Below are 18,373 nucleotides of genomic sequence, written 5' to 3' on the forward strand. Positions count from 1 at the left end.
TGACCATAATATAATATGGTCACGAGTATTTATCTGAGGGCACCTCAATGCCACCGCTTCGCCCCCTAGCGTTTTTAGTAAGCGCCAGTTTGTTGGCCGGCTGCGCGGTCGGTCCGGACTACCAGCGCCCCGACGCTGCGCTTTCGCAACGTTTTATGGGCCGGTCCTCTGTCGAACACAGGACGGGCGCATCGCAAGCCAGTCTTACTGCCTGGTGGGTGGGGTTTGGCGACCCGGTACTGACCGACTTCGTCACCCGGTCTCTGGAGCAGAACCTCGACCTGGTGCAGGCGTCGGCACGGGTCGCCCAGGCGCGGGCAGGTCTGGGCGCAGCCAATGCCGCCTTGCTGCCTTCGGGAAACATCAGTGGCCAGGCTGCACGCGCCTATCAGTCCATCGAGACGCCGCTGGGTCAGGTGCTCAATTCAAACCCCGGGTTTGATCGTTATGGAAACGCCTACGAACTGGACCTCGGGGCTAGCTGGGAGCTGGATATCTTTGGCGGCCTGCGGCGCGGACGAGAAGCCGCATTGGCCGAGTACCAGGCCTCCGAGGCTGGTGCCGTGGCAACGAGGCTCGCCGTCGCGGCGCAGACTGCCGATATTTACCTCACGCTGCGTGGCTTGCAGGCCCGATTGGCTATCGCCAATCGCCAGGTCAAGACTCAGCAGGACCTCTTGGAGAAAGTCCGGCTGCTGTACAGCAAAGGCCTCGCCGCCAGCTATCAGGTCCGCCAGACCGAGGGTGCTCTCGCTCAGGTGCAGGCAACGGTGCCGGTCCTGCAGACCGGACTGGATGCCGCCATGAATGCCCTGGACGTGATGCTCGGAACGCCGCCAGGCACCCATCGCCAGCAACTGGCCGAGGCTGGCAGCATTCCGCTGGCCCCACAAATCACGGAGATGGGAACGCCGGCCGACCTGTTGCGCCGCAGACCTGACTTGATCGTCGCTGAGCGCCGTCTCGCGGCCTCCAGTGCCCGCATTGGTGAGGCCGTCGCAGAGTACTACCCTAAATTTTCCCTGAGCGCCTTGCTGGGTAGCGCCACATCCGTGTCCGCCGGGCATTTGTTCTCCGGCGGCGCCAGCCAGGCATCGGGCGCGCTGGGTCTGCGCTGGAGGTTGTTTGATTTTGGGCGCATCAACGCGCAGATCGATCAGGCCAAGGGGCAGGAAGCCGAGGCCCTGGCCGCCTATCGCCAGTCGGCGTTGCGCGCCACCGAAGATGTCGAGAATGCGCTCTCCGCCCTGGTGAACCGAGAAGCCCAGGCCACTACGCTGACCGCGGGCGAAGCGTCACTGACTGAGGCTCGCCAGTCGTCATTCATCGCCTACCAGAAAGGCGCCGCCAGCCTGATAGACGTCCTCAATGCCGACGAAACGCTGCTCCAGGCTTCCGACGCCCGTGCACAAGCACGCACGGAATCGGCCCGGGCTGCGGTCGCGGCATTCCGGGCGCTCGGCGGCGGCTGGCAAGCGCCCCAGCCACAGTCCGTGGCGAATCGATGATCCGGCATAAACGCCAGCCCGCTCGCATTGGGGCACGCACATTCACTGTTGTTTTCAGTCATTACCACCGGAGTCCGGCAACATGAAAACGAACCAGAATTCCTGGGTGCTCATCACCGGCGCCTCGAGCGGATTTGGCGAGGAGTTTGCCCGGCAATACGCCGCGCAGGGAAAATCCCTCGTTCTGGTCGCACGTCGGCTCGACAGGCTCGAAGCACTGTCGAAAGAACTGCGCGAGCGTTTCGGTATCGAGGTGATGATCGAGCAAGTCGACCTGTCTTCGATTCCGGCGGTGACCGAGTTGCACAAGCGCCTGGTTCAGCAAGGGATTGCGGTCGATGTGCTTATCAACAATGCCGGGCATGGATTGCAGGGCCCGTTCCTGGACCATGCCATTGACCAGTCCCTGTCAATGATCAACCTGGACATCGCCAGCCTGACCATCATGACTCGCCTCTTCGCCGCGGACATGCGCATTCGCCGCCGCGGTCACATACTGCAGGTCGCCAGCCTGCTGTCCTACCAGGGCGTGAAGAATTTCGCGGTCTATTCAGCGGCCAAAGCCTACGTGCTGCGCCTCTCCGAGGCGCTGCACCAGGAACTCAAGGGTCATGGCGTCGTTGTGACTGCACTGTGCCCGGGTATGTCCGACACGGGATTTGTCCAAAGCGCCAACCAGAAACTCACGCCCGCGCTGAGAATGGTGATGATGCAACCTCAACCCGTGGTTCGCGCAGGTATCCGAGCGCTGCAAGCCGGACGCATGAGTGCCGTACCCGGCTTCGGCAACAAAGTGCTCACGGTGCTGACCTGGGCCACGCCACGCTGGCTTCACCAACGTCTGATGGCGAATGTCATGGGCGCTGAGTTCCAGTGACGAGTACAGCGTTGTCCGCCGGCCCCTGCCACGCTGAGCATTTCGTTGGTGAGCGTGATCTTAGTGATCACTCAAAAAGCACCATGTCATATTTAATTAAGTGACTTTTTATTTAATTGGTCACAATCAGGACAAATTAGTCTCGCCACTTAGATACAAACCGAGTGCAAAAGAAGTCGTTTGAACGGGGAGGGCTGCGACCAGCAGCCGTTCCCTCAGGGCATCAGGCTACGCAGGATGAGGTTGGCTGTAAGCGTAGGTGCGACCTCGACGTGATCGAGGCTGTATTGCAGCAACAGAGGATTGACGAAAGGCCGAAGGGTCAGGTGTATCGCCTCGACGGTTTCATCCAGGGGTGTCTTGCGCTCGAACTCACCACTTTCGCGCCCTTCACGCACCACCTGCACCACGAACTGTTTGATTCGCGCGTCATACACCTGGGAGCTGGGCCAGCGTTCCGACGCGGAGAACGCGGCAATGTCGTAGAGCTTGCGGTCATTGAAGAACAGGTCGATTCCCGTGGTGATCAGGGTTTTGACCAGACGGCGAAAACGCTCTGTCGAAGAGATTCCCTCCTCGTTTATGGCTTCCTCGACGGCCTTGACGATCTTCGCAAGACAGCCGGAGCAAATGGCCTCGCCAATTGCCTGCTTGGAATCGAAGAATTTGTAGATGTACGCCTTGGAGAAGCCGATGGCCTTGGCCAGGTCGGACACCGTGGTCTTGGCGTAACCGTATTGGCTGAAATGCTCGTTGGCCGCCGCGACAATCTGGTCGCGAATATCATGATCGGCTGGGCCGCGAGTGCTGGGCGAAGGTGGTGTTGGCTGATTCATGGGAGAAGCTTACGCATCCCGACGATTGATGACAACTTGTGACTACCTGTGAATATAGTCACAAGTTAACCGTTCGTCAGTTACAGAAACGTTATTGTCAAAGAGTTGCCCAATGTCCGCCCACGGGCTGGCTGGATCTGCGATCACCGGGCCATGCGAACGATAAATGTCGACCGCCTCGATGTTTCGCAAATCTGCGGCGCCGTGCACGGCTCGACGTCCATCGCCGAACGACTACAGCCAATAGGCGCGACGTCTGCAATAATCACGACCACAACGGCGCGATGGCATATCGAGTGCCCGCGCCAGTATCCGGTATTCGGGTTTGGAGGACTTTATGCGTGACATCATTGACGGTTTTCTGCGGTTTCAGCGCGAGGTGTATCCGCAACGTGTCGAGCTTTTCAAGCAGCTGGCGACAGCACAAAATCCGAAGGCTTTATTCGTTACTTGCTCGGACAGTCGTGTAGTACCGGAACTCCTTACACAGCGCGAACCCGGCGAACTATTCGTGATTCGCAACGCCGGTAACATCGTGCCCTCGTATGGTCCTGAACCCGGCGGCGTTTCGGCCACGGTGGAATATGCAGTCGCAGTGCTCGGCGTACAGGACATCGTGATCTGCGGCCACTCGGACTGCGGCGCGATGGGCGCGATCTCACGCTGCACCTGCCTGGACCACCTTCCTGCGGTCGCTAACTGGTTGCGTCATTCGGACGCCGCGAAAGCGATTAACGCAGCGCATGAGTTCGACACACCGCGCGCGAAGCTCGATGGTCTCGTGCGCGAAAACGTGATCGCGCAGCTGGCCAACCTGCGAACGCACCCCTCGGTTGCCCTGGCGCTCGAACAGGGGCGCATGAATCTGCACGGCTGGGTCTACGACATCGAGGCGGGGTGCATCGATGCGCTTGATGGCGCTACACGGCGCTTCGTGCCATTGGCTGAATCACCGACCACGGTTGCAATTGCGGCGCGTGACGGCAGGCAGATGTAGAGCCAGGGAGGGGCCTTGTAACAGGCGCCAGCCATTTGAGAGAGTGATCGGGCGGACGTTTAAAACGCTCTCTGTTTGCGCAGCCTCACCGGCGGTTTTACGGAGCCAGCCAACAGAGGCGCCCGATCACGGCACAAACTCCACCTTCAATCCACGGCTAGCACTGCGCCCCTGATCATCACTGACCCGCAACCGATACTCCCCCGACTTGCCCGGCCGCCAGTTCAATGTGGTCTGCGGTGAGCCCTGGCCAATCAACGTCTGGTTGGTAAACCAGTACAACGTCACCGCATCGCTGGCCGCGTTGGCATTCAGCGGGATGCTTTCCTGCGGTTGGGACAGGCGCAGTTGATAACTCACTTGGGTCAGCGGCGAGCGGATCTGCGGCGCTTCGCTTGAATCACCGATGCGGTTGGGCTGGCAGTTTTTTATCACATTGGGCGGCGTACGCCGTGGCAGGCCAGCGGCGCGGTATAGACGCTGCACGTCGCTGGGCCAGAATTCGAAGACTTCTTCACGGGTGTATTGCGGATCGAACGGCGGGCACGCGGCTTTGCCGGTGCGGGTGTCGATCAGCACCGGACGGTGCAGGTTGGAGACGCGAATCGGGGACACGCCGGGGATGTACCAGGTCTTGCGGGTTTGCGGGCACCAGCGGTTGGGCAGTTCACCGGAGGCCGCACACACATCGATGCGCACCAGTCCGGCGGGCGGTTTGTCGGCTTTGATCACCACGTTGGGCAAGGCCAGCGGCAGGGCGTCGGCAATACGGAAGAACAGCGGCGCAGCCGTCTTGGCGCCGACAAATGCCGGGTTCGGCCGACCGTCGAAGTTGCCCACCCACACCACCAGCACGTAGGGGCCGACCAGGCCGGCACTCCAGGCATCATGGAAACCCCAGGAAGTGCCGGTTTTCCACGCCGTGCGCCAGTGGCGGCCGGGCAATCCGTCTGGACGCGGGTTATGGCGCAGCATGTCACGCACCATAAACGCTGCCTGAGGCGACAGCAGTTGTGCACCGACGGTTTGCGGTTGCTCCTGCAAATAGCGTAACGGCCGCAGATGCCCGTCACCCGCGAGCATCACATACAGCCGTGCCAGCTCTTCGGGCGTCATTTCGCCGCCGCCGAGGGCCAGGGCCAGGCCGTAGTGGCTCTCGTTGCGCAGGCCCTTGACCCCGGCACGTTGCAGTAAACCGTACAGCGTGGGCGATTTGAGCTGGCTGGCCAGCCATACGGCCGGGATATTACGGCTGCGGATCAATGCATCCCGAGCCGTCAGTGGGCCGACGAAACTGCCGTCGAAATTTTCTGGCTGGAAGTAACCGAAGTTACTGGGCAGGTCCTTGAGGATGCTCATCGGATGAATCACCCCTTGATCCAGCGCCAGTCCATACAGAAACGGTTTGAGCGTCGACCCCGGCGAACGCCGTGACAACACGCCGTTGACCTGACCATGGATGCTTGTGGATAAGTAATCCGCCGAGCCCACCAGTGCCTTGACGCTCTGGTCGCGGCTGTCGATCAGGATGGCCGTGGCATTTTCCACACCGTTGCCGCGTCGCTCCGCGATGAAGCCTGTGATCAGGCGTTCCAGTAATTGCTGCAGGGGCAGGCTGAGGGTGGTGTTCAACTCGTTGCCAGTTTCTGACGCCAGCAGCTGTTCACTCAAGTGCGGCGCCAGAAACGGGATCTGCTGGCGGTTGCGTGCTTCCAGAGGCAGATCCAGCAAGCTGTCGTTGCGGGGGTCTTGTGGATAAGTCTCGCGCCAGTCGGCCATCAACCGCAGCCGCGCGTTTTGCAATGATGGCCCGAAACGGGCGCGCCGCCCCGGTTGTTGCGGGATTACCGCCAACGCCAAGGCCTCGGACAACGACAACTGCGCCGCCGACTTACCGAAGTAGATACGGCTGGCCGCCTCGGCGCCTTCAATGTTGCCGCCCATGGGCGCCAGGTTCAGGTAGGCCTCAAGGATATCGTGCTTGCTGTAACGCGCTTCGAGCCACACGGCCAAGGCCATCTGCTGCAATTTGCCGGGCACTTGGCGAGTGTTCAGATCCCACAGGCGTCGCGCCAGTTGCATGCTCAAGGTCGAACCGCCCTGGCGCTGGCCACCACTGTAGGTGGCCATGGCCGCGCGCAGCAACGCCGGGGGATTGATCCCCGGGTGCCAGTAGAAGTTGCGGTCCTCCTTGAGCAGCAAGGCTTCGACCAGTGACGGTGACATGCGCTCCAGCGGCAGCCAGAGGCGATATTGCCCGTCATCCGCCAGGGTCATGCGCAGCAGCGAGCCGTCGTCGGCCACTACCACCCGCGACGACGTAACCGCTTGCTCAAGCGAGGCGTGGGGCCACAACCGCAGCCCCACCAGCCCTCCCACAAAGAACGCCGCCGTTGCCAGCAGCGGCGTCAGGCGTTTAAGGCTTGGTAATTTCAAGCTGGCCTACTTTGCCGCGCCCTTGCAGGGTGGTTTCGTACATGCCTTCGGCATAAGCCGGCGGCGTGTTGAAGGTGCCAGCGTTGGTGGCACGTACACGGTAGACGAAGGTGCCTACATCGCGCAGCGCAGTGCCGTACAGCACCACTCGATCATCCCGCACGTCCACGTAATCGGGCTGCCAGTTGCTCAACTCGGTTTCGCCGATCGGCGCTTGCCAGGCATCCGCCTCTTCGTCACCGTCTGCAGTTTCCACGTACTCGGAATCGTCGCCTTCACTTTGCGCGGTGCTGGCGGGCTCGGGTTCCGGCGGCAGGTTATACACAGGCTCGACGCCACCTGGCAGCAGGTCGACCACGGCCACTTGTTGCACCTGATCACGGTCGGTGGCGCGCAGACGCAGGCGCACCAGGAACTCATCGCCCACGGCGACCTTGCTCACCGGCTCACCCTTGAGGTCGAGGTATTCGTGGATGATTTCCAGGCCATTGTTGATCGGCTTGAGCTTGGCACCCTTGTCGAAACCGGCCTCGCTGAGCATGTAGAACGCGGCCGGGCCGTCGGTTTTTTCCATTACCAGCTTTTGCGTGGTGCGCGGCACGGCGGCGCGTGGCGGCTGGCCGGCCATCTCCAACAGTTGCTGCTGCTTGTCGCCCAGCCAGGCAGTGGCCTTGAGGGTCATGTCGCTCTGAGCACGCTGGCCATAGTTATCCAGCGCGCGCAGCAAGAGTGCCGCCGACAGTGAGTTGTAGCGCTGCTCGTTGAGGCGTTTGCCGAGCTTATCCAGCAAGGTTGTCGGCACATCGTCCAGCAACTCGGGGAAATGCCGCGCCAGCAAGTGCAGGTGTTCGGCATCGTGCACCAGCGGGTCGTAATACAGGCCGTCGCTGTCCCATTTATCCACAAGCGAGCGCCATGGGATTTTGCGGAACAGCGTATCGGCCTGGCGATCCTGCTTGAGCAACTTGTAGCTGGCGGCCAGGTATGCCGCGCCCAGGTCGTTCTGCCAGCTGTCCTTGAAGTAACTCTCGTAGCGCTCGCGGATGTCGCTCAAGGCGCCGCTTACCAGAATCCCCTGACGGCTCAGCAGGTAACTGGCATAGGCCCGGTTGCGCAATTCCGACAGACCTTCGCTAGGACCATTGGCCAGGTCGGTCAGGTACGCGTTGGAGCGCACCAGCAGGTCTTCCGGTACGGGCAGCCCGCGTTCCCTGGCTTCGATCAGGAAGTCGGTGGCGTACAGGCTGGCGTACGGCGCCACGTCCGGATTGGCGGCCCACAAACCGAAGCCGCCAGCCGAATTCTGGCGCTGGCGCAGCATACGTACCGCGCCGCTGAAGGCCTGCTCGGCCTCGGGTGCGGTGCCGCCCCAGATCAACGCCGGCATGGCCTTGGACACCAATTGCTCGGTGCAGGCGTAACCGTAGTCGTCCAGGTAATGCTTAAGCCCGTTGGCCCACACCAGCGGCGATGCCGCTACGCCCAGTTGCACGTCGCGCAGTTGGCTGAACAACTCGCGAGTCGGTTTGAGCTCTTTGCTGGCGCTGTCGAAACGGCCCAGGCTCAGGGCGACGCGGTGCTCGCTCAGTGGACGGATCGAAGTGGTCTCGGCAACTTGGATGCGTTTGCCATTGGGCAGCACGGCGACAAAGCGCAGGTCTGCGGAGCCCAGGGTTTCGCCGACCTTGATCTTGAACTCGGCGGTGCCTTCCTTGCGCGGTTGCAGTGACATTGTGCTGCCTTTATCGCCCTGCACAGCCAGGCCGTCGCTGGTCTGCACTTCGAACTTCACATCCGCCGCCGCATCAAGGTTGCTGAACACCCCGGCGCTGACGTTGAACACATCCCCCGGCGCCACAAAGGCGGGCACGTTCGGTGTGATCACAATCGGGCCGCGCACTTCTGTATTGGCCTCGCTGACACCGACGCTGTCGCTGTCCACCGCCACGGCGAACATATGCAGTTTGCCGTTGAAGCTGTCCGGCACCTGGTAATGCAGTACGGTTTCACCGGCCGGCAAATCCACCAGGCCGGACCACCACGCCACGGGTGGCTGGTGTTTGCGCTTGAACGGGTTCAGGTGGTTGGCCAGTGCGCCGTCGGTGTCACCACCGGGCGCCGCCCCGCTGAGCAGTCGGCTGAATTCAGGCAGGATCAGGTCAAGAATCTGACTGGTACCGACCTCCAACGCACGCTTCTGGAAGAAGAAGCCCAGCGGGTCCGGCGCCTGATAGCGCGCGACTTGCAGGATGCCCTCGTCCACTGCGTACACCACCGCACGACCTGGGCGGTCGGCGGTGACCTTGATGTCCAGGGTCTGCCCCGGCTCGATCTTCTCCTGGCCTTCAACTTTCAGCGCCATGCGTCGCGCATCCAGGTTGATGCTGAACGGCACCACACCGTAGGACAGCGGGCTCATATACACCTCAGCCGAACCCATGTCGCGCACAAACTGCACGTTGACGTAGGCATTTCCCTCAAGCCCTTCCGGCACGCGGATATGTTGCACGCTGTTGGTGCTGTCGGCCTTGAACCACTGTTGGGTGTAGACCTTGTCGCGCTCGATGGTAATCAAACCGGCACCGGTGTACGGCGCGCGAAGGCTGATGGCGATTTCATCACCCGTGGCATAGCTGCGCTTGTCCAGGCGCAGTTGCAGTTCGGCGTTGCGCTCCAGGGAGCGCGAAGTATTGCCACGCCCGGCCACGCTGTAGTCGATCTGGTTGAGCAGGTTGCCATTGGCGTCTTTCAGTTGCAGGGTGAAATCCCCCGGCGTGCCGGTGTTCAGGGTCTGCCTGGCACCTTGCGCAGTCATCGCCAGCGGCGAGGCCGGCTGGCTGATGTTCTTGATGCGCGACTCGTACTTGTAGGTGCCGTTGGACTGTTTCACCAGCACCGACACATAGCGGTGCTCGACCACTTCCGTGGTCAGGCCGTCTACCGCCAGCGGCGTCAGGTCTGGCGCGACGGCCAGCCATTGCACTTCACGCGGGGTGTCCTTGGCGACGTACGACAGGGAGTCCTGGCTTTTCACACCGACGAGGTAAGGTGCGGGCGACACCAGCAAGGCGCTTTGCGCAGCCACGTTACGGCCACCTTCGGCCTCGAACACCTGGGTCATCACTTGCAAACGATACGTGCTGTTGGCGAAGCGTTGCAGGTTGAGGTCGAGCACGGCCTGGCCGTTGTCATCGACGGTGGTTTCCGCGAGGTCTTCGGTGCTGGCTTCTTCCAGGCCGTTGTTGAGGCGGAAGCGGTAGTCGGGGTAACGGTCAAACGCCGCGAGCGTCGGGCTCAGGGACATTTTCCCGGTGACGCGCCTGCCGGCTGCCGGGGCGCCGAACAGGTGCATGGCGGTGACTTTGGCCACCACCTGGTCCGGTGGAATCCAGCCTTGCACGGGGGTGTCGTGCAGACTCAGGCTAACCTTCATGCGGTCGGGCTCGAAGTCGCGGACCTTGAAGCTCACGCTGCCCAGGTCGGTACGTGTCTGCTTCTGGCCAATCAACTGCAAGGTCGCGGTGTATTCCCCGGCGGGGGCGACTTCACTGCTGGGGAAATCAAAGCTCTCAAAGCCGCTGGCGGACAGCTTCAGCGGCTGGCGAATCACTTCCAGGCCGCGCGGATCGGTGATTTGCAGCTCCACCGGCACGCCCTGCAGGGCTCCTTTCCAATTGCCACTACGTACAATCATGCCCAGGTGCGCGGTTTCGCCCGGGCGATATAGGCCGCGATCAGTGAACAGGTAGGCGCTGAGGCGATCAATCGCGCCGTCCTCTTCCAAACCTCCTACATCGAAGCGCGACAAATCCAGCTGCTGGGACTGACGGGCAATCGGCAGGAACGACTGATCGTTGCCGCGAGTGACCACATACATCAGCGGCGTTTTCTCACGACGCAGTTCATCCAGCTTGGCGAAATGCGCGTGGCCTTCACTGTCGGTATGACCGCTGGCGACCGGCAGGCCGTTGCGACCCATGATGTCGACTTGTACATCGGCCACTGGTGAACCATTGCCAATGGACTGCACATACACATCATGGCTCCCATCGCTGGAGCGTTTGGCGATGATGCCCAGGTCCGTCACCACGATGAAACGCAGGTCGCTGGTACTGCTGCGGTCGTACTCGAACGTGCGCGTGGCCGGATCATCCTGCGGGCTGAGTTTGAGCACGAAAATGCCGCGCCGGCCGCCATTGGCGGTGAGGTAGTGGCTGAGGTCGACATTGTCGTAGACGGTTTTGGCCGGGTCACTGGATGACAGCGGGATATCCAGCGACTGGCGCTCGACCATGCGATCAAAATACTCGTTGCTGAAATTCGGCCGGGCGAAGCTGCCACTGCTCTGGTCCACCAGGTGTTGCAACTGGTTGGGCAGCAGGCGGGCAATTTCCACATGGGCGCCGGGTACGCCACGGGCCATGAAACCCAGGCGTTTTTCACCGTTGAGGCTGAGCAGTGCGCCATCGGACAGGAACTGCAACGTGCGAGGGTACGCCGGCATGCTGATCAGCGATGCCGTAGGGTTTTTCGCCAGATAGCCGCCGATGGCTTCCAGGTTGGCGGGAACGCGCACATACAGCGCGCGACCGGCCGGGGCCTTGAATTTAAAGGCATGCAGCGTGTTCAGGGGTTCGACGCTGGGCACATGGGTCAGGTTGACCTTGGTGCTGCGGGCCAGCAGGGCGTCGTCGATATCGTTGGCGGAGTAGGGGCGCGTATCGTCCTGGGCTTTTGCCGGCAGCAGCCAAGCCTGGACCTTACCGGCGATGGTCTCATCGGCCACGGCGCTGGAACTGCTGAACATCAATACCGGTTCGGGCTCGCCGCGTTCGTTGTCGACGAAACTCACTTCGGCGCCGGTAAACGTCAGGCGGTAACGACCGGGTACGGTGACTTCCGACACCAGGGGCGCGGTGCTGGCGTTGCCGCCGTCGCGGGCTTTGATGCCCTCGTCGAGCTTGGCGCTGACCGGCGTGCTTTCCAGCGGGGTAGCCAAGGCAGCGGAGCGTACGTAGGCGTTGAGTTTCTTTTCGTCGAAGGTGATTTCCGGGCGGTTGGGTAACTGCGCGTCGCGGTAGGCCAAGCCTTTGCCGAGGGTTATCGATACGCGCTTGCGCAGGTTGTCTTCATCCACCGGGTGGGAAAAATGGAAGGTCGCCACCAGCTGTTTCAGTGTCGGGTTGGACGGGTCCTGATACAGCTCGTTTTGCGCCAGGGTGGCGCGGAACGGTTGGGTGGAGAACTGCGTGCTGTATTGATCGAGCAGCACACCGTCGGCCAGCAGATTTTTCTTGCTCATATCGACGGTGTAATGGGCGTCGATGGGCCAGTCTTTTTCCGGCACGAACAGCAACGTGTGGTCATCGGACCAGCGCCAGGTACCGGCGATGTTTGGTTTGAGGGTGATGCCAGCGGTGACCGGTTTGCCCATCGCGGCCAGCGGAGCCACGGACTCGGCGAAGCGCACCTGCAAGTTATCCACAACCGGTTGAGGTTGGGTGTAATCGGTCAGGTTCGGTTTGTGCAGCGAATAACCCACGGTATGGGGTTTAGGCAGGTGCGAATACCACTGCCAGCCATAAAAACCGGCACCGGCCAACAGGGCCAGGCCCAACACCCCTGCGCCAGCCTGGCGAGGGTAAGCGCGCGCCTTGCGGCCCAGGTTGGCCAGGCCATAGCCGATGCTGCGTAGCCAGAGCGGCGGATGCCATTGACCGAAAACGGCCCCCACCACGGTCAATAAGGCACCGCTAATACGGCGGCTGATCGCTTTCAACGAGTCGAACATGGTGAGCATCCCTGGCAAAGTGCGGCTTATCTTACACGCGTATTTGATATAAAAGATGACGTGAATACAGCGTAAAAAACGCTAATGCGGGAGCGCACTCGCTCGCACATTTGTGAGCTTCGTCGGGCTTTGGAACGGCGGCATCACGTCCACCAGTAGCGCACCAGATGAAAGAAGATCGGCGCTGCGAAGCACACGGAATCCAGCCGATCCAGCATCCCTCCGTGGCCTTCGATCATATGGCCCCAATCCTTCACCCCCCGGTCGCGCTTGATCGCCGACATTACGATGCCGCCGGCAAACCCGAGCAAGTTGATCAAGAGCGCGATCAAGAACGATTGCCACGGATTGAACGGTGTGGTCCACCACAGCGCTGCGCCAATCAGGGACGACAACAGGATACCGCCAACAAACCCTTCCACGGTTTTGGAAGGCGAGAGGTTGGGCGCGATCTTGCGTTTGCCGAACAGCTTGCCGCACACGTACTGCAGCACATCCGACAGTTGCACCACGATCACCAGATAGGCGATCAGCAACAGGTTGCGACCTTCATAGCCTGGGATGTCGAGGGTCAGCAACGCCGGTACGAAAGACACGCAGAACACGGCGATCATCAAGCCCCATTGCACCTTGGAGGCGCGCTCGAGGAAGTGCGTGCTGTCGCCCCCCAGCGAAGCGAGGATCGGCAGCAGCAGGAACACGTACACCGGAATGAAGATCGAGAACAGCCCGTACCAATCCGAATAAATCAGCAGGTATTGCAGCGGCAGCGCCAGGTAGAACGCGGCCACCAAGGCCGGATAATCGCTGCGGCGCGTGGGCGTAAGGGTAAGGAATTCGCGCAGGGCGTAGAACGACACGGCGTAGAACAGCAGGATCACCGCGCCGGTACCGAGCCAGAAGGCGATGCCGATCACTACCACCATCACCCACCACGCATTGATGCGGGCATTGAGGTTGTCGATCACCGCGTTAGGGGTGTCGCGGGTGCGCAGCTTGAGGATCAGGCCAATCAGCGAAGCGAGCACCAGGATCGCGCCGATGCCGCCGAACAACACCAGGGTTTGGCTATCCATGTCAGACGTGCTCCGGGGCAAGGGCGAGCAGGGCGTCGCGGCTGCGGGCGAGGAAGGTGGCTTTGTCTTCGTCTTGTGCCAATTGCAGAGGCGCGCCGAAGCTGGTGGTGCACAGCAACGGCAGCGGCAGTACGCGGCCTTTGGGCATGACTCGGTTGAGGTTGGCAATCCACACCGGAATCAGTTCGGCCTGTGGGTAACTTTTCGCCAAGTGGTACAGGCCGCTCTTGAACGGCAGCAGGCCGTCCTCCAGGTTACGCGTGCCTTCTGGAAAAATGATCAGCGAGTCGCCGCCTTCCAGGGCCGTGAGCATGGGCTGTAATGGATTATCCACAGGGTCTTTGCGCTCACGGTCGATCAGCACGCCGTTGAACACGCGGTGGATGATGTAGCGGCGCAGGGCACTGGCGTTCCAGTAATCGCTGCCGGCCACCGGGCGTGTGAATTTGCGCAGGTTCTGCGGCAGCGAGGCCCATAGCAATACGAAATCGCCGTGGCTGCTGTGGTTGGCGAAGTAGATGCGTTGCACCGGCACCGGGGCGCAACCGAGCCACAGGCTGCGGGCGCCGGTGACGGTGCGGGCCATCGAGGTAATCAGCGTGGCGACTACGGGTTCGAACATGGGAGTTCCTTATCCGGCGAAAGGTAGCCAAGGGCTGGCGAGAATCACGGCCAGGGTCAGCAGCGCTTGCGCGCCGAGCAACCAGGCTTGTTTGCGCAGCAATTTGAGGGCGCCACGCCGGCGTTCGGTCCACGGCCGGCCGACGCGCTTGGCCGATTGCAGGCCCAGGCTCACCAGGGCCTGATCGAGGTCCGGGGTGCGCGTGGTGTCGCGGGCCAACAGGGCGAACAGGTCGGCGTCGAACGCCACGCGCAATGCCCAGTACTTTTGCAGCAGCCCGAGGACAACCATCCACAGGGCTAGCAACAGGCAGATGGTCGAGATACTGGCCATCAGCAGTTGCGCCAGACCGAGCAAAAAGCCGAGTACCGTCAGACCTGTGGATAACTGATCCAGCGAACGGCCACGGCGCAGCAGGCTGGCGGTTACCTGGAGTTCCATATCAGCGGGCATGGGATAGACCCTCCAACGCTTCACGGTGAGCAGGGTGCAGGACCACATCGGCCCGCGCTGTACGAATAATAGCCAGCGCCTCATCCAACGTAGCGGCCCGTCCGCTGTGCAGCAGCCAGGCGGCAACGGCGGTGGCGCTGCGCGAATAGCCGAGGGCACAACACACCAGCAGTGGGCCGTCCAAGCGTAATTGCTCGATGGCGTCGGCGGCTTGGCGGCATTCGGCGGGGGTGGGCGCGATCAGGTCCAGCACAGGGATGGACCGATAAGCGCGGCCCTGTGGATTAATCGGCAATTCGGCGCAGAGGTCGACGATGGCCTTGAATGAATCTTGCTCGTGCGTTGTGGGAATTCGCCCGAGCCAAACGTTATCCACAATCAGGTCAGGTTGTGGATGCTTGCGTGTCCACAATCGCGAGTTTATCCACGCGCCGGCCAGGTAGGGCGCGTAGAGCCAGCGTGCCGCCGGGGTCAGGCGACCATCGTTACGCTTCTGAAAGCCCGGTGCGCCGAGCACCAGGTAATTCGCCTTGATTAAACCCAGGGACACCGCTGGCCAGATCAACCACAGCCACCACCCGCCCAATACCAATGCCAGGATCAGCAGCGCCACTGTGCCCAGGCCATAACGCAGGCCTATGCGCCAGCGCTGGGTATCCCGCGTCAGTCGTGCATTGCGCAGCGGGCTCGGATGCTCCAGCGGCCACAACCAAACGCAAAGCCAACCGGCGAGGGCGCCTGTGGGTAAGTCGATAAAGTGATGTTGATAAGTGGTCAGCACCGAAATGCCGATCAAGGCGAACCAGCCGTGCACCAGCCAACGCCATACGCCTTGGGTATGCCGCTGGTACATGACCCACAGGATCACCAGCAATGCGATATGCAGCGATGGCGCCTGGTTGAAGGGCTTATCGAAGCCTGCGAGTACGGCGAACAGCCAGCCGAATACGCCATCCAGTTCTGGCCGCTCGAAGGTAAAGCGCAGCGGCCAGAGGAGGAAGCAACTGACCGCAATAGCTTGGGCGGACAGCAGCCGCAGCGCATGTTGTTTCAACTCATGCCGACTATTGGGTAGCAGCAGGGAAAACCCGTAAAGCAGGTCGATTGACCAGTAAGGCACGATGGTCCATGCCCAGAACGGCATGTGGGTTTCCCAATCGAACACCAGGGTACCGACGTCGCTGCGCTGACTGGTCACCCAAGTGGCAAAGCCGTAGGTGCTGAAAAACAGCGGCGCCAACAGCAGCAGCCACAGGACGGCAGGCTTCAGTAGACCGGGCTCGCGCATGTTCAGATCTTCTGTGCCAGGGACACGCTGAAAATACCCCACTCATCCACGCGCTGGGTAATCTTGCGAAAGCCCGCCGCCTCGACCAGTTGATCCATTTCCGCCTGGCTGCGCCGGCGCATCACCCAGGCCTGGCCCTGGCGGTGGCTGGTCAGTGCGCGTGCGATCAACTCCAGTTGCGGGTGCCACGGCTGACCGGTGTAGACCAGGTAACCGCCGGGCTCCACCGCTTCGGCAAGACCGGCCAGCGAACCGCCGACCATGGCGTTATCGGCGAACAACTCATACAGCCCGGACACCACCGCCAGGGTCGGTTTGGGGTCCAAAGCCGCCAGGTCCGCCCGGTCGAATGCATCGCCTTTGATAAACTGCGCGATATCCCCCAGGCCTTTCTCGCGGATCAGCGCGCCACCGTCGCGCACGTTGATATCGCTGTAGTCACGCAGCAGGATCGATTCCGGCAGCGGCGACACCCCCTGCAACGCTTCGAGAATGTAGCGCCCGTGGCCGGCGGCGATATCCACAATGCGCACTTGGCGATCATCGTCACGCAACTTGGCCATGGCCAAACGCAGCAGCTCCTCGACGTTGAGCTTGCGCTGGCGAATGCCGCGCCAGCCGATGGAGTCGAGGTAATGGGTGTCGATCATCCGCCCCAGCGCGCCCTTGCCGCTGGGTTGGTTGCGGTACACGTAATCCAGGGTGCTGCCGGAGTCGAAACCGGTGTCGAAGCCCAGTTTCACCCCGTCCGACAAGTTTTTGCCCAGGCCCATGCTGGCGCGGGTCATGCGCCAGTACAGGTCGCGCAGGGAGTTGTGGGGCAGCGGCGCGGCGAGGGCTTCGGATTCGGCGCAGGTGGCGCCCAGCTTGTCGGCATCGAGCAATGATGCGCGGTCCAGCGGCTGGGTGAAGTTCTGCAGGATAAAGCGTCTGGCGCTGCTCACGGCCGTGGCGCGGTCGCGTTCGCCAAGGGTGTCGTGGAAGAAACCGGGGAGGATATGCAGCTCTTTCTTCAGGCTGCCCAGGCGATCGAAAAATTGCTGCTGGGGTTTGCGGTGCACCACAAAGTCGGAACCGGAGATCAGCAACTGCGTCGGTACCTGGATCGCCTGGGCATCGGCGACAACCCGGTCGGCGGCTTCGTACAGACCCAGCAGCACATTCACCGAGATGGCCTTGGTGATCAGCGGGTCGCTGTCATAGGACGCCACGCGCTCCGGGTCGTGGCTGAGGAACTTGGCCTTGACGTAACTGTTGACGAAAAAATTGCCGCGAAACCTGCGCATCAGCGCCAGGCCCGGCCGTGCAAAGGGCACGTAGAGCTTGACCTTGAAGGCTGGGGAGGCGAGCACCAGCGCGCGGATTTTCGGCGCGTAATCATGTACCCAGGTCGCCGCGATCACCGCGCCGACGCTTTGGGCGATAACGGCGAAGTTTTCCTCATCAATGCCGTAGGCGCTGCGGATGTGCTCGCAAAAGGTTTGCACGTCGCGGGCGCTGGTGGCGAAGCTGGGGCTGTCGCCACGCTCGCCGGGCGATTGGCCATGGCCACGGGCGTCCCAGGCGAAAAAATCGAATTGCGGCAGGTCGAGTTCGTCGACCAGATGGGCAATGCGCCCCGAATGCTCATGGCCGCGATGGAACAGCAGGATTGCCTTGCGCGGTTCACCGCTTGAAGGAGCGGCGGCCGGCCAGTGGCGGTAGAAAAGCTCGACGCCATCATGGGTACTGAAGGTGTGTTCTTGCTGTTCGCGCATCGCAAAAATCCTTATGCAATCGGAGAGGTTTGTTCTTCTTTGAGGCCCTGGCGCACACGGTTGACCAGGGTGTAGGCGAGCAGGGCGGCAACCAGCCACATCACCGCATCGACCCAGGCAGCGGCGAACCAGCCCAGCGCCACGCCGGTGGCCAGCACACCCAATACAAATGCCCGGTCACTCTTGCCCATCGGCCCGTCATAGCGCCGCGAAGCGCCCACCATCGGCCCCAGGACACCGGCGTATTCGCTGAACACCGCCAGCAACGCCACCAGTAAGACTGGCGCCAGGCTCACGCCGGGGATCAGCGCAAACGGCAGGATCAGCGCGCTGTCGGCGATCACGTCGCACAGTTCGTTGAGGTAGGCACCCAGGCGCGATTGCTGGCCGAACTCGCGGGCGAGCATGCCGTCGATGGCATTGAGGGCCATGCGCAGGACCATCCATAGCGGGATCAGCGCAAACAGCCACAGATGTTGGGCGAAACCGGCGATCAGCAGGCCCACGAGCAAGGAAACGACTCCGGCCAGGACGGTTATCTGGTTGGCGGTGGTGCCGTTGTCGTAGAGGCGTTGCACGAGGGGGCGCAGCAGGTTTTGAAACCGCGGCTTGAGTTGGTAGATGGAAATCATGAAGGTGGCGCTTCCTTGTCCGTGAACCCGCGAGAAACAGTTTTGAAGTGTGCCGATTAATCCTGGCCCGCACCAGTGATGACTCGTGTTTATGGGGGTT

General features: G+C 61.7%; 12 protein-coding genes. 3 read left to right on the forward strand and 9 right to left on the reverse strand.

Features of this window, described 5'->3' with window-relative positions:
• The first annotated feature begins 47 nt into the window (after positions 1-47).
• Both EXW71_RS13200 and EXW71_RS13205 read left to right on the forward strand, forming a co-directional pair.
• Complete coding sequence (locus EXW71_RS13200; protein WP_134661123.1) at positions 48-1,508, forward strand: efflux transporter outer membrane subunit; 1,461 nt, start codon at positions 48-50, stop codon at positions 1,506-1,508.
• An 82-nt stretch (positions 1,509-1,590) separates the two neighbouring features.
• Positions 1,591-2,385 carry an SDR family oxidoreductase gene (locus tag EXW71_RS13205; protein ID WP_134661124.1) on the forward strand — a complete coding sequence of 265 codons (795 nt, stop codon included), beginning with the start codon at positions 1,591-1,593 and terminating at the stop codon, positions 2,383-2,385.
• 215 nt (positions 2,386-2,600) lie between these two features.
• Here EXW71_RS13205 and EXW71_RS13210 read toward each other — a convergent pair whose 3' ends face one another.
• Positions 2,601-3,221, reverse strand: a complete 621-nt coding sequence (locus tag EXW71_RS13210) for a TetR/AcrR family transcriptional regulator (protein ID WP_134661125.1) — start codon at positions 3,219-3,221, stop codon at positions 2,601-2,603.
• Positions 3,222-3,558: 337 nt separating this feature from the next.
• Between EXW71_RS13210 and EXW71_RS13215 the strand changes: the two genes are divergently transcribed.
• Complete coding sequence (locus tag EXW71_RS13215) at positions 3,559-4,218, forward strand: carbonic anhydrase (RefSeq protein WP_123716651.1); 660 nt, start codon at positions 3,559-3,561, stop codon at positions 4,216-4,218.
• Positions 4,219-4,344: 126 nt separating this feature from the next.
• On the opposite strand, the gene pbpC is transcribed toward EXW71_RS13215, so the two are convergent.
• From pbpC to EXW71_RS13255, 8 genes are all read right to left on the reverse strand, one after another.
• Positions 4,345-6,654, reverse strand: coding sequence for a penicillin-binding protein 1C (gene pbpC, locus EXW71_RS13220; RefSeq protein ID WP_134661126.1), 2,310 nt, complete (start codon positions 6,652-6,654; stop codon positions 4,345-4,347).
• Positions 6,635-12,445, reverse strand: coding sequence for an MG2 domain-containing protein (locus tag EXW71_RS13225; RefSeq protein ID WP_134661127.1), 5,811 nt, complete (start codon positions 12,443-12,445; stop codon positions 6,635-6,637). The genes pbpC and EXW71_RS13225 overlap by 20 nt, the downstream gene beginning before the upstream one ends.
• 143 nt (positions 12,446-12,588) lie before the next feature.
• Positions 12,589-13,521 (reverse strand): phosphatidate cytidylyltransferase, encoded by a 933-nt coding sequence (locus EXW71_RS13230; protein WP_134661128.1) that lies wholly within the window; start codon positions 13,519-13,521, stop codon positions 12,589-12,591.
• Between the two features lies 1 nt (position 13,522).
• Positions 13,523-14,143 (reverse strand): 1-acyl-sn-glycerol-3-phosphate acyltransferase, encoded by a 621-nt coding sequence (locus EXW71_RS13235; RefSeq protein WP_134661129.1) that lies wholly within the window; start codon positions 14,141-14,143, stop codon positions 13,523-13,525.
• Positions 14,144-14,152: 9 nt separating this feature from the next.
• Positions 14,153-14,596 carry a hypothetical protein gene (locus EXW71_RS13240; protein ID WP_134661130.1) on the reverse strand — a complete coding sequence of 148 codons (444 nt, stop codon included), beginning with the start codon at positions 14,594-14,596 and terminating at the stop codon, positions 14,153-14,155.
• Complete coding sequence (locus EXW71_RS13245; protein ID WP_134661131.1) at positions 14,586-15,884, reverse strand: phosphatase PAP2/dual specificity phosphatase family protein; 1,299 nt, start codon at positions 15,882-15,884, stop codon at positions 14,586-14,588. Before EXW71_RS13245 ends, EXW71_RS13240 begins: the two co-directional genes overlap by 11 nt.
• A gap of 2 nt (positions 15,885-15,886) precedes the next feature.
• Complete coding sequence (locus EXW71_RS13250) at positions 15,887-17,641, reverse strand: bifunctional alpha/beta hydrolase/class I SAM-dependent methyltransferase (RefSeq protein ID WP_134661132.1); 1,755 nt, start codon at positions 17,639-17,641, stop codon at positions 15,887-15,889.
• Positions 17,642-17,652: 11 nt separating this feature from the next.
• Positions 17,653-18,273 carry a CDP-alcohol phosphatidyltransferase family protein gene (locus tag EXW71_RS13255; protein ID WP_134661133.1) on the reverse strand — a complete coding sequence of 207 codons (621 nt, stop codon included), beginning with the start codon at positions 18,271-18,273 and terminating at the stop codon, positions 17,653-17,655.
• Between the last annotated feature and the right edge of the window lie 100 nt (positions 18,274-18,373).

Source organism: Pseudomonas sp. BCA17, assembly GCF_004519405.1.
GTDB lineage: Bacteria > Pseudomonadota > Gammaproteobacteria > Pseudomonadales > Pseudomonadaceae > Aquipseudomonas.